The following is a 12842-nucleotide window of genomic DNA, read 5'->3' on the forward strand; positions in this document are numbered from 1 at the left end:
TTCACTTTTTATTCACAACTTCTAGATTAAAATGTTTGTTGAATTAAACCTGTGGTTGGGGGACTGCTTGTTTAATTAATTTAACTAGGGGGGATACATATGTACCAATCCATTGCATGGTACGTCACCTTATTTCTCGTTTTTTTGCTTGCTTTGGCATTTGCTATTGTGTACGGGGAATCGAGAAGATTAAGAGAATATGGACCGATACAAGAAAAAGGCTACAAAATTCGCAAATTTTATTTTCTAGGACTGCTCGCAGTCCTGGGGTTTGCTTCAGCCATGTCACTAAGCAAGCTTCCATACCATAACCAATATGCATCTGCTAAAGAGCACGCTAAGGTTGTTGAGGTAGCTGGACTCCAATATGCCTGGGAATTCAGTGATGAAAATTTTACAGTTGGAAAAGAGATTCAATTTCGAGTAACAAGTAAAGATGTTACTCACGGATTCGGTATTTATAACCCGGAGTTAGAATTAATTACCCAAACACAGGCAATGCCGGAATACACGAATACTCTCACGATTACGTTTGACAAACCAGGCACGTATAAGATTTTATGCTTGGAATATTGCAGTGTTGGACATCATGTGATGATGAAAGACATAGTAGTGAAACCAAAAGGAGGAAATGACCATGATCACTAAAGCTCGTACTATTAATAATAAAGGCGTTGCTTTAGCCTTAATGGTTACCTCTTTTGTCCTTGTTTTAATGATGATTTTTGGAGTCATGATGTTATTAAATCAGGGGAATGCGGTAAAAATATCATCACAGTTTTTCTATAAGATTATGACCATACACGGAACAGGAATGATTGGAATTGCCGCTTTAGGAGGCAGTGCCATTATGTGGTACTTCCTTTCCAAACATATCTATCTAAATTCAAAAGTATTTTTCGCTAATTTAATACTATCTTTGGTTGGGGTCGCCATGATCCTTACTGCCATTTTTGGCTTTAACTTTTCAGATGGCTGGACCTTCCTTTTCCCGCTTCCATCTTATTCAGCAAATCTATATGGCAAACTAGGTGCGCTTCTTTTCTTATTTGGAATGTTAGCATTAGGTATTGGGTATTTAGTCATGTACTTCTATTTAGCTGCTAGGTTAACAAAAGAGTATGGCGGATTGCATAAGACTCTTGGCTGGGATTATATTTTCGGAGAAAAAAAAGGCTATGGTCCTCCCCCTGCTGCAGTTGCAACAACAATGGTCATCATCACGAATTCAATTGCCATTCTTGCAGGTGCTTTTGTTCTAATTGCTTCGATCTTAAATATTATCAATCGAGCTATTAGTATTGATCCAATGCTTGCTAAGCATTTAACCTATGCGTTTGGACATATTTTTGCGAACTGTACGATTTACATGGCAGTTATCGCTGTTTATGAAATTCTATCGAAGTATACTGATCGTCCTTGGAAATCAAATAAGGCCTTTTTAATTGCCTGGAATTGCTCTACACTCTTTACTTTAATGATTTATACACACCACTTGCTCATGGATTTTACGGTACCAAAATGGATGTTAATTGCTGGTCAAATTTTTTCATATGCAAACGGTCTTCCTGTTATGGTTGTCACTGCATATGGTGCATTAATGATTGTTTTCCGCTCTGCAATTAAATGGGATTTTGCTTCAAGTATGATATTTTTGGCGATGTTTGGCTGGGTTGCCGGTGCAGTACCTGCAATTATTGACTCGACCATTGTTGTCAATCATGTTATGCATAATACAAAGTGGGTTCCAGGTCATTTCCACACTTATATGGGGATGGGCGTCATTGCGATGATTTTCGGATTTATGTATTATTTTAATAAAACCGAAGGAACCCAGAAACAAAATAGCTATGATAAATTTGCAATCTTTACCTATTTTATTTTCTTTACCGGTTTAGCAGGTTCATTCTTGTATGCAGGAAAAATCAGTACACCGCGCAGATGGGCTGAGCATTTACCACAATGGACAGCTTCCGACCAAATAGGAGCTCTTTGCGGAATATTTATTATAGCTGCATCCCTTTTCTTTACCATTCGCTTTATTGTTGGATTAAAAACGGTTGGAAGTAAATCAACACCTAAAACTCTAAAATCCGCTTCTTAAATCGGTAAAATCCACAGAGGTTTTTTATTATGGCTTAATTTTGTACAAACTAATTCTAATGGGAGGTGTTTGTACAAAATGAAAATAAAAATCGTAGTAAGTTTATCAATATTTTCACTTTTATTTTCATCAGCTTGGTTACTGCAGGTACAACTGCAAAGTCATCGAGAATTTAATGTTAATATTATGGAATCGCAAATTAATAATTTGAATGTAGTTCCGATGAATAATGAAAATACTCCGATGAATACGAATTTAAACACCGAGATATCTAATGTCCAATGGAAATTATTAGAGCCCTTTAAGCCTAGGGAATATGTTCGGATTATAGATTCTTATTAAATGTTAGGCTGTGTTAATGGATACTGTTGATTTTAGAACCTGTTGATTGGAGCGGAAGGCGCTCGACTCCTGCGGGATGAACGAGCTGAGTGAGACCCCGCAGGAGCAAAGCAGTAAGGAGGCTCACGGGCGAGCCCGCGGAAAGCGTAGCGCCTGGAGCGCAAATCAACAGCCAAGTTTAACACAGCCAAATGTTAAAAAGTGTTCCAAGTAATCCTTGGAACACTTTTTTTCTAATATTAATCTACAGATGACTTATTCACTATTTTTTTATTATATTCTTTTAGGTCATCTCTTACACTTTTATCCCAAAGTTTCACTCCTGAATTGTAGGCTGCCCTGTTAATTAAATGGCCAGAAATGGGAGAAGTCATAAAAAGAAAGATAATGCCTAAGATAAGCCTGGAATTAAAATGACCTTCAAGTGCATAAAAGTATAGAAAAGTTCCCAATAGAATAGACATTACCCCTAATGTAGCAGCTTTTGAGGCGGCATGGTTTCGCGTATAAACATCAGGGAGTCTAATCACTCCAATAGTAGCAATGAGGCAAAACAAGGAACCAACTAAGATAAAAAATCCGATGAGAAAATCAATGATTACGCTCACGTTCGATAATAACCCCCTTTTCCAAATACTTAGCAAACGCCACTGTTCCGATAAAGGCAAGAATACCAATTAAAAGAATGATTTCGAGAAAAGCATGAGAGCTTAAAACGATTGATATCAATGCTGTAATGGCAACGAGATTCACACCAATTGCATCTAGTGCAATCACTCGGTCTGCTACACTGGGACCTTTTATTACCCGATAAATTAATCCAAGCATTGAAATGGAGCAGAATAACAAAGCTAATCGAATAATGATTTCAATCATTACCTGCTCACCTCCAAAATAGCCTTCTCAAAGGAATTCTTAATACTGTTAATCTCATCTTCTACTTCAGCAATATTCATCGCATGTATAAAAAGGGTCTTATTATCCTCTGAAACATCAATGACTAATGTACCTGGAGTTAAGGTAATTAAACTCGAAAGAAGAGTGATTTGCCAATCCTTCGTTAGTTCTGTGTCCATTGCAAAAATAGCTGGCCTCATATCTAATTTAGGTTTTAAAACAACTTTTACAATGGCTATATTGGACAAGATGAGTTCCTTGATAAAAATAAAGATCAGCTTTATGAAGGACCATAATCTAAATAAATAAAACCGACTGCCAAAGGAACGTCTAAGCACGAATATAATAAGGAGTCCAAAAATATAGCCTTTTATAAAACTAATGGGATCGTAGGAAACCTTAATAAACATCCATAATAAGGCTAACACCACATTCAATAAAATTTGAAATGCCAAAACTTTTCACTCCTTTAAGACAGCATTGATATAGATATTCGGATCTAATAAGGTATCTGCTGCCTGCGTAATATATGGCAATATGGATTCAGAACCAATTCCGTAAAGAGCAGAAATCACTACTAATATAACGGGAGCAATAAGCAATTGTTTTACAGGTGCTTTTTCCTCTCTGCGGTATGTGCGGTCCTTTCCCCAAAAACCGTTAATAAAGATTTTCATAACCGAAAAAAGAACGAGTAAACTGGACATCAGTGTAATGAAGCCGCCAATAAAGCTCTCCCCCTCAATCCCTCCTTGCACAATAAGTAGCTTTCCAACAAATCCACTCAACGGCGGAATTCCTGCGAGAGCTAGAGCAGCAATAAAGAATGTCCAGCCAAGACCCGGATAACGGTTAATAAGCCCGCTGATATTTCTTAAATTACTAGTCCCGGTAATCGAAATGACGATCCCTATAAGTAGAAATAAAGCTGCTTTTATAAGAATGTCGTGTATCAAATAGTAAACAGCACCTGTGATGGAAGCCGTGTTCAAGACGGAAATCCCATACAAGATAACACCTACCGCGACGATGATATTATAAATAATGATGTTCTTGATATCCCAGTAAGCAATTGCACCAATAACACCGAACACAATTGACAGAATCGCTAGAATGGAAAGAAGACCAAAAGTATCCATATCATGATAAAAGAAAAGCGTATACGTTCTTGTAATCGAATAGACTCCTACTTTTGTCAATAAAGCACCGAAAAGAGCTAATACAGGGGCAGGTGGCGCATAATAGGATCCCGGCATCCAAAAGTAGAGTGGGAAAATGGCCCCTTTCAAACCAAAAACGATTAAAAACAATACAGCAATAACCGTTAATATCCCTGGCATTCCATTTACACTTATTTCATTAATTCTAGTAGAAATATGCGCCATATTTAACGTGCCAACTACGGAATATAAATAGGCAACCGCAATAACAAATAACGCTGATGAAATGACATTGACAAGTAAATATTTAATGGATTCTCTTAGTTGTATCTTGGTTCCTCCAAGTACTAACAAAACATAGGAAGACATAAGCATAACCTCAAAAAACACAAATAGGTTAAAGATATCTCCTGTTGTAAACGCTCCGTTTACTCCTACTAATAAAAAGTTAAACACAGCATAGAAGTAATATTTTTCACGTTCTTCTCCTATCGATTTAAAGGAGTAAATTAAACAAACAAACGAAATAATACTTGTTGTAAGTACTAAGAGTGCTGAAAACATGTCAGATACTAAAGTTATCCCAAATGGAGCATCCCAGCTGCTGACATTGAGGGATTGGATCCCATCAATCCGTACCCTTTGTACAATTAACCAAGCAGCAATAATTGTACCTATTGAAGAAATCGTTGCAACAACTCGCTGAGCGGTGATTCTTTTATTAAGAAAAATTAATATTACCCCAGTAAATAAGGGGATTAATATAGGTAAAATGATTAAGTTAGTCATCTTTCTCTGTTCCCCTCATTCCTTCTACATTATCTGTTCCCAGCTCTTGATAGGATCGATAAGCCAATACTAAGAAAAATGCTGTCACACCAAAGCTGATAACAATGGCGGTTAAAATTAACGCCTGAGGCAATGGATCTGTATAGCTCTCCTCATTTCCTCCTAGAATTGGTGCAGCTCCTCGTTTAAGTCCACCCATGGTTAGAATAAGGAGATGAGCACCATGGCTTAATAGTCCAGTACCAACAATAATACGTAATAGACTTTTTGAAAGCATTAAATAGGTGGCGATCATAAATAGAATACCAATTACAAATGCCATTAATATTTCCATTAGTCATCCTCCCCTATCGTTTGAATAATGGTCATCGTAACTCCCACAACAACAAAGTAAACTCCTAAATCAAAAAGTGTTGCTGTATGAAGTGATAATTCACCAAGAATCGGTAACTGAACATCTCCAAACGCATGCGTTAAAAACGGAACATCAAAGAGGAGAGAACCCGCACTTGTTCCAATTGCAAATAGCAGCCCAATCGCCGTGAGAATACGGTAGTTTACTGGCAAAAATCCCTCAACTGTTTTAATATCATAGGCAATTAATAGGAGAACAATCGCCCCGGCTGTCATTAACCCTCCTATAAACCCTCCTCCGGGATAATAATGGCCTGCTGTGAAAATATAGACTGAGTACAGGACAATAAAGAAAAGAAGAACTTTTATGGCTGTTTCAAGTATGATATTGTTTGTTTTTCTCATCCTTCTTTCCTCCTGTTCAATCTTAATTTGATCATGCCAAAAATTCCTAATGAAGCAATTGCCAATACTGTGATTTCAAAAAGAGTATCAAAGCCGCGAAAATCAACTAGAATAACGTTTACCATGTTTTTGCCGGCAGCCTCTGTATACGTATTCTCCACATAATATTTTGATATAGAATCAAATAGCTTACTGCTATGAGCAGAAAGTGCGATTAAGGTTACAATTGCACCTACTCCAACCGAGATGAGAGCATTAATAAGTCTAAATCTCATCCTTGTCTCAAACTTTCTTAATTTCGGTAAATGATAGAAGCAAACCAAGAATAGTGCTACAGAAATCGTTTCAATAACAAGCTGAGTTAAAGCTAAATCAGGAGCTCTAAATAAAACATAAAATAGAGAAACAGTATAACCAACAGCACCAAGCAGGATGATAGAAGTCATTCTTGATTTAGCAAATAGAATACAAATCGATCCCAAAACAACAAGAATGGCTAGGGCGACTTCGTATACTCCTATCGAAGATACATTGCTTGTACTAAACGTAAAGGCATTCTTTCCAATAAGGGTGGCTGCAAGAATTATTATGAAGAATGCAAATATATATACGAGATACGACCTAATCGATCCATTCATATAAGTATTTGTTAGCTTATAGGAGACTGATTGTAATCCTTCTAATACGAAGTCATAAAATCGATTAAGCTCCAGCTTCTCAGGAATACCTTTATAGATTTTTTTCCATCTAGAATGTGTTATATAAAGTACCAATCCTAATATAATTACACCAAGTGTCATAAACAGTTCAATTGTAGGACCATGCCAGAAGGAAATATGAACCTTAAATTCTCCCCCCCCTCCTAGTAGACTTGGAAGAATCGAAGCCATAGCTGGTGAGATCAGACTATCTGATAATAGGTTTGGGAAAAAACCGAAAATAATCACTAGTGAAACTAAAATTATCGGTGAAATCAGCAATCCAATTGGAGCTTCATGTGGTTTTTTATCAAGTTTTTCAGGCTGATATTTACCTGTAAAGGTTTGAAAAACAAGAATCATGCTATAAATAAAGGTAAAGATGCTGGCAATCCAAGCAAGCACTGGGAATAATATCCCCCAGGTTTCGAGGTTAAATATATCCATTTCGGTTACATGAACCATCGCTGTAAAGAACATCTCTTTACTTAAGAAACCATTAAAGGGAGGAAGTCCTGCCATTGAGAATGCACCAACAATAGATATCGTAAATGTGATTGGCATAAAATGCATTAATCCACCCAATTTACGTATATCCCGTGTACCTGTTTCATGATCGACGATTCCAGCTGCCATGAACAAGCTTCCTTTAAAGGTTGCATGGTTGATTAAGTGGAAAATAGCCGCTGTTACAGCTACCGTAAAGATGTTTTCATCCAAAAAATCATAATGATAGGCGGCTGCTCCAACACCAAGCAATGACATGATAAGTCCTAATTGACTGACAGTTGAAAAGGCTAATATCGCTTTTAAATCGGTTTGTTTCACGGCAAATACAGAACCCCATATCATGGTCAGTACTCCAACACCTGCAACAAGCCAGAACCAAAGAATATGTTCTCCGAACACAGGAGTAAAACGTGCTACCAAATATATTCCTGCCTTGACCATTGTCGCCGAGTGTAAGTAGGCACTAACTGGCGTTGGAGCTTCCATAGCATCCGGAAGCCAAATATAGAATGGAAATTGTGCAGATTTTGTAAAAGCACCAAGTAAAATACATAGTAATGCAGGCACAAATAATGCGTGGTTAAAAATTTCATTTGCTTGAGACATAATTTCTGTGAAGCTAAAGGTTCCAGTCATGATGTAAAGAAGGATGATTCCTCCTAGCATGGCAAGTCCGCCAAATACCGTAATGAGCATAGATTTTTGTGCCCCGTAACGGGATTTATCTCGTTCGTACCAGTAACCAATTAATAAAAAAGATGAAAAGCTAGTTAATTCCCAAAATGCATACATCACAATTAAGTTATCCGATAAGACAACTCCCAGCATGGCAGCCATGAAGAGAAGTAAATATACATAAAAGTTATTGAGCTTTTCTTTATTCTTTGCTAGATAATAGATGGAATATAGAACAACCAATGCCCCAATCCCTGTTATAAGCAGGGAAAATAAAAGGCCAAGTCCGTCGACTTTTGCTGTAAAATTAATTCCTAAAGACGGAATCCAGTTAATCATTTTAATAAATGATGTCCCACTCATTGTTTCCGGTAGGAAAGTGAGAAAATAGCCGAACAATAAAATAGGTAGAGGTAACACAAACCAACCAGTATGTATTTGACGAAATGTTCTGTAAAATAGAGGGATAAAAATTGATAGGATTAATGGTGCTACAATCGCCAAGTGTAGAAAAGACAAAACAAAACCTCCTTATTTCTGAGATACCAACCCTTTTGGTCATCTGATAACTTATGAGTTTCAATATTAACTCTTCACTATCATTCCACCTCTCGATTCATTTCATTTATTTTTACATTCAATTTTTGGAAATACAAAAGGAGCCTGTCACTAAGGGACATAGTTATCCCTTGGTGACAGGCTCCTCCAAAAATCGTTTTTATTTATTTACATAATGTTAACATGACTTTAGTGTCCCTTCAATGGTTTTTTATTAAAAAATAATACAACCATGAACTTCGTCCAAGCTTTCTAACCCGTTAATTCATAAATTGAAGTAGATAACGATGGAGGAGAAGAAGGAATGGGTCAAAATGGTGGTAATAACAATGCATTTGCATTAATTGTTGTTTTGTTTATTCTTCTAATAATTGTCGGGTCTGCTTTCATTGGAGGCGGATTTTAAAAATACAGCTTCATTAAAAAATGCTTCAGCGTGTAGGTGCTGAAGCATTTTTTAAATAAATTGTTGTATCTTCAGTTAAACTATCTGTATGATAGTAACATTACGATAATATTGGAGGCATCAATGCTTACTTTTAACGAAAAATTAGCCATAATTGAGACATTCCCAGAACTAGAGCGAAAAGACGTTTCACTTAAACGTGTAAATTTCCAGCTGCCTAACAGCGCATCTGATAAAAAAAATGTGGTCTATCATCTTCACCCAAATGGAAACGGATTTGTTTATGCAGGAAACCTACATACCTATCAAACCGATGATAAAGGAATGGTTAATATCCGTGACTTTTCTACAGATGAATTAAAGAAATTAATTCAGGAGTCCATCGAGTCCTTATTGCCAGTTGAAAAATCACTTGCAGAAGAAGCGATTATTGGGAATCAGGTTGAAGAACGTTGGGTGAACGAAGAAAAAAATCATCTGATTTTAATAAACGAGAACGATACGTGGAATATATACTTTGGATTAAATCTGGAAGAAAGCTTCGATACCTATGGTGAAGCGGAAGAGTTTTTAACAGAGGAAGGATTTCACAGAGTTTAATAAATATTAATTCAAGCTGTGCCGCACAAAGCACAGCTTTTTTTGTTTAATCTAGCTCAGTTATTTTGCTAGTTCTATATCAATCAAGTCATCTAGGCGTATAATGCTTTGTTTTGCCCGATCGTAATCGATTGTTCGATAGTGGTGCATCCCTCCCTCTTCTTCGTCTTTCTCATCCGCCCATTTCACAATTTGCTGGAGCGGTGTACGAACAATATCGTTTGATGGTAAGAATGAATCGGTATGAAACAGTATTGCTAAAGCGATGCTTTTTGCCTTTACTGGATTCTCACCAAGACGGATTAATAATTTGTGTGCTCTCTCCGCACCCTTAATTGGATGAATGTCATTTTGTTTATATAAATCATAGTCCCATTTCCCATTTTTATACCAGGTATAGTGCCCCATATCATGTAAAAGCCCTGCCTTTGCCGCAATATCAATATCCAGTTGATGTTCTTTGGCTAAATGAAAGGCATGATAGGCCACTGCAATTGCATGTGCAATGCCAGATCGATTCAAGTATTTTTGTGCAATATGATGTTCAAATATGTTAATTAACCTTACATCTCTCATATCAATCTCCTCCACACTTAGCATCATGCAATTTTTTTACTATTCATTATATTATAAACATAATTCTAAAGCTACATATTTATACATATTACTTAATAAAAGGCTGTGTTAAATTAGGCTGTTGATTTGTGTTCCACTAAGGAATGCTTCTTTGAATAATCACCGCAGTGACAGGCGGTCTCTTCCTGTCACGAGGCGCTTCGCTTTCCGCAGGCGGTTAGGGAAACCTCCTCGGCGCTAAGAGATGAGCGGGGTCTCCCCTGTCCCGTCCTCCTGCAGGACATTGATTTACTTCCTCGAATCCGCCCACGCACGAAGAAAATGCGATAGCATTTTCGAGGAGTCTCGCGCCTTCCGCACAAATCAACATAGTTCTATAATCAACAGTATACTTTTAACACAGCCTAATAAAAAAGGAGCTCTCATTGTTAATGAAAGCTCCTTTTACTTTTGTATTCACTTGTTATTCATTTGCAGTTTCTGTTTCCTTTATACCTTCTGTTGCAGTTTCATTTTCATTTGTGCCTTCTGTACTTTCTGTACTATCAGTTTTATTGGTACCTTCGTTTTCTTTTACTTCGGTATTTTCAGTTACTCCTTTTTTCATTTTGGGAGCTAAATATTCGAAGTCATTAGGATCTATTGGTGTATATCCCTCAGGCTGGTAGAAACGTAAAAGGTCTTTATAAACGATTTCATCTGACATTTGAAGCTCTGTTGCTGCTTTTTCTGCAATTTCCTTACACGCCTCAGTTCCTTCGAGTATTTCCCCTGTTACGTTACTGTAGCATTTACCTTTTACTTGAACGATTTCAGGTGAAACGAAATCACCATTTCTAAATAATGCCCAATTACGGTGATCCTTAGATAATAAATCAGATCCAAGTTCCAAGTAGTCTTTTGTATCAATACCTAATAAGTGTAGAATGGTTGAACGCACATCAGCCTGACCACCATATTGCTGCTGAATCCCACCTTTTACTCCAGGAACATGAATAAATAAAGGAACTCGCTGCAAGCCGGTATTTAGGGTTGGAGTAATTTCCTCAACACCAAGGACCTTCGCCATCGCCTCATTGTGATTTTCAGAAATACCGTAGTGGTCTCCATACATCACAATGACTGTATTATCGTATAAACCCGAAGCCTTTAGATCATTAAAGAACTGTTCAATCGCCTCATCCATGTAGTGCGCGGCTTGGAAATATTGATCGACCACTTTATCCCCTGTATCTCCAGCAGGAAACTCAGTATCCTCTGGATCCATTTCAAATGGAAAATGGTTAGAAAGGGTTAAAAACTTCGTATAGAACGGCTGGGGTAAGCTCTTCAGTAAAGGCATTGATTCTGTAAAGAATGGCTTATCCTTTAAACCGTAATTCTTAGTATTTTCCTCTATCATATTGTAATATTCGGCATCAAAAAATTGATCATAGCCTAAAGCTTTGTACATAACGTTTCGGTTCCAGAACGTTTTATAGTTCCCATGAAACGAAGCGGAATAATAGCCGTTGCCTTTTAGAATGGCTGGCATTGCATGGTAGGTGTTTTGTGCTTTATTGACGAAAACAGCACCCTGAGCCATTGGGTATAATCCATTTTCCATCAGGAATTCTGCGTCTGACGTCTTACCTTGACCAGTTTGATGAAAAAAGTTTTCAAAATAAAATGCGTCATTCCCATGAACTAAGGAATTTAAGAACGGTGTTACTTCCTGACCATCCGGCATTTTATAATCAATGGCAAAGCTTTGAAGGGATTCCATTGCAATATAGATTACATTCATTCCTTTTGCTTTTCCGAAGTATTCAGGATTTGGTGCTGCAAAATTTGCTTTCCGATAGTTCTCAACATCTGTTATATCACTGCTGTCGGCAAGGGCCCGTTGGCCTGAAGATTTGATGTTTTGTATAACATCATAAATGGTAAAGTTATAGGCACCTAAATATTTTACCAAGTAATTTCTATCAAACGAACGGCTTAATAGCTGTGGACGGTCTTTTTCTGCCAATCCAAGATTAAATAAGAATACCGTGACCGCAAACAATAGAACTACTTTAAATGACTTTCGATTCTCAACAGTAACCTTCTTAAATACAGTCAAAGACAATGCTATCAAAATAAAGAAATCTAAGAAGTATAAGAAATCAAATGGCGACATTAATGAAAGTGCACTATCTCCCAGTTGTCCAGCATTTGTTTTGGTCGACATTAATACTGGAACTGTAATAAAATCGCTGAAGAATCTGTAATAGGCAATATTAGCGTACAATAAGAACGATAAAATAAAATTTGTAATAATAATGACTAATTTCATGCGCTTTTTGAAAAGTAAAGCTAAACCAAAGAAGAATAGCGCTGAACTTAGCGGGTTAATAAACAAGAGGAATTTTTGTAGGGTATTATCAATTCCAAGGGTAAATTCAACTTGATATGCTGCGTATGTTTTTAGCCAGAATAAAACAACGGCAATTGCAAAGAAAGCAATGGATCCATTATTTTTTATTTCAGGCAGTCTAATCTTTTTCATTTTTAATTCTCCCCTCACTTACCAATAACTTCGGTAAACGAACCTCAATTACTATATCACATATCCACCAAAATAAAAACAGAACTACTTCCATTAATAACCAATTTATTTCGTCATTTTTCACTATATTTTGCTAGTAATCTAACATTCTAGAAAGCTTGGTCAAATTCCTCGGATAAATCGAAATTCAAATATCTGCCGATCCAAGCTGCTTTGAACTTCTTTTATATATGACGAA

General features: G+C 36.9%; 13 protein-coding genes. 4 read left to right on the top strand and 9 right to left on the bottom strand.

Annotated elements, in window-relative coordinates:
• The first annotated feature begins 99 nt into the window (after window positions 1-99).
• Together QNH48_RS20210 and QNH48_RS20215 are read left to right on the top strand one after the other, a co-directional pair.
• Entirely contained in the window at window positions 100-648 is a 549-nt protein-coding gene (locus QNH48_RS20210) for a cupredoxin domain-containing protein (RefSeq protein WP_283951752.1), read from the top strand.
• Window positions 638-2104: a cbb3-type cytochrome c oxidase subunit I gene (locus tag QNH48_RS20215; protein ID WP_283951753.1), complete on the top strand. Its 1467-nt coding sequence runs from the start codon at window positions 638-640 to the stop codon at window positions 2102-2104. Before QNH48_RS20210 ends, QNH48_RS20215 begins: the two co-directional genes overlap by 11 nt.
• Before the next feature lie 581 nt (window positions 2105-2685).
• On the opposite strand, the gene mnhG is transcribed toward QNH48_RS20215, so the two are convergent.
• Genes mnhG through QNH48_RS20250 form a run of 7 tightly spaced genes read right to left on the bottom strand, consistent with a single transcriptional unit; the run spans window position 2686 to window position 8453 of the window.
• Window positions 2686-3054, bottom strand: a complete 369-nt coding sequence (mnhG, locus tag QNH48_RS20220) for a monovalent cation/H(+) antiporter subunit G (protein ID WP_133367035.1) — start codon at window positions 3052-3054, stop codon at window positions 2686-2688.
• The gene (locus tag QNH48_RS20225) at window positions 3038-3322 is read right to left on the bottom strand and encodes a Na(+)/H(+) antiporter subunit F1 (protein WP_133367036.1); all 285 of its coding nucleotides are present in this window, start codon (window positions 3320-3322) and stop codon (window positions 3038-3040) included. The genes mnhG and QNH48_RS20225 overlap by 17 nt, the downstream gene beginning before the upstream one ends.
• Window positions 3322-3798: a Na+/H+ antiporter subunit E gene (locus tag QNH48_RS20230; RefSeq protein WP_283951754.1), complete on the bottom strand. Its 477-nt coding sequence runs from the start codon at window positions 3796-3798 to the stop codon at window positions 3322-3324. The genes QNH48_RS20225 and QNH48_RS20230 overlap by 1 nt, the downstream gene beginning before the upstream one ends.
• Before the next feature lie 6 nt (window positions 3799-3804).
• The gene (locus QNH48_RS20235; RefSeq protein ID WP_283951755.1) at window positions 3805-5292 is read right to left on the bottom strand and encodes a Na+/H+ antiporter subunit D; all 1488 of its coding nucleotides are present in this window, start codon (window positions 5290-5292) and stop codon (window positions 3805-3807) included.
• On the bottom strand, window positions 5285-5626 hold the full coding sequence (locus QNH48_RS20240; protein ID WP_283951756.1) for a Na(+)/H(+) antiporter subunit C: 342 nt from the start codon (window positions 5624-5626) through the stop codon (window positions 5285-5287). Before QNH48_RS20240 ends, QNH48_RS20235 begins: the two co-directional genes overlap by 8 nt.
• Window positions 5626-6051: a Na(+)/H(+) antiporter subunit B gene (locus QNH48_RS20245; RefSeq protein WP_283951757.1), complete on the bottom strand. Its 426-nt coding sequence runs from the start codon at window positions 6049-6051 to the stop codon at window positions 5626-5628. The genes QNH48_RS20240 and QNH48_RS20245 overlap by 1 nt, the downstream gene beginning before the upstream one ends.
• Complete coding sequence (locus QNH48_RS20250; RefSeq protein ID WP_283951758.1) at window positions 6048-8453, bottom strand: Na+/H+ antiporter subunit A; 2406 nt, start codon at window positions 8451-8453, stop codon at window positions 6048-6050. The genes QNH48_RS20245 and QNH48_RS20250 overlap by 4 nt, the downstream gene beginning before the upstream one ends.
• A gap of 343 nt (window positions 8454-8796) precedes the next feature.
• Between QNH48_RS20250 and QNH48_RS20255 the strand changes: the two genes are divergently transcribed.
• Together QNH48_RS20255 and QNH48_RS20260 are read left to right on the top strand one after the other, a co-directional pair.
• Window positions 8797-8898 carry a YjcZ family sporulation protein gene (locus QNH48_RS20255; protein WP_283951759.1) on the top strand — a complete coding sequence of 34 codons (102 nt, stop codon included), beginning with the start codon at window positions 8797-8799 and terminating at the stop codon, window positions 8896-8898.
• Between the two features lie 123 nt (window positions 8899-9021).
• Window positions 9022-9498 carry a hypothetical protein gene (locus QNH48_RS20260; protein ID WP_283951760.1) on the top strand — a complete coding sequence of 159 codons (477 nt, stop codon included), beginning with the start codon at window positions 9022-9024 and terminating at the stop codon, window positions 9496-9498.
• Between the two features lie 60 nt (window positions 9499-9558).
• On the opposite strand, the gene QNH48_RS20265 is transcribed toward QNH48_RS20260, so the two are convergent.
• Window positions 9559-10074 carry an HD domain-containing protein gene (locus QNH48_RS20265; protein WP_283951761.1) on the bottom strand — a complete coding sequence of 172 codons (516 nt, stop codon included), beginning with the start codon at window positions 10072-10074 and terminating at the stop codon, window positions 9559-9561.
• A gap of 463 nt (window positions 10075-10537) precedes the next feature.
• Window positions 10538-12604, bottom strand: a complete 2067-nt coding sequence (gene ltaS / locus QNH48_RS20270; protein ID WP_283951762.1) for a lipoteichoic acid synthase — start codon at window positions 12602-12604, stop codon at window positions 10538-10540.
• Between the last annotated feature and the right edge of the window lie 238 nt (window positions 12605-12842).

The sequence above is a fragment of the Neobacillus sp. YX16 genome (assembly GCF_030123505.1).
Classification (GTDB): domain Bacteria; phylum Bacillota; class Bacilli; order Bacillales; family Cytobacillaceae; genus Neobacillus.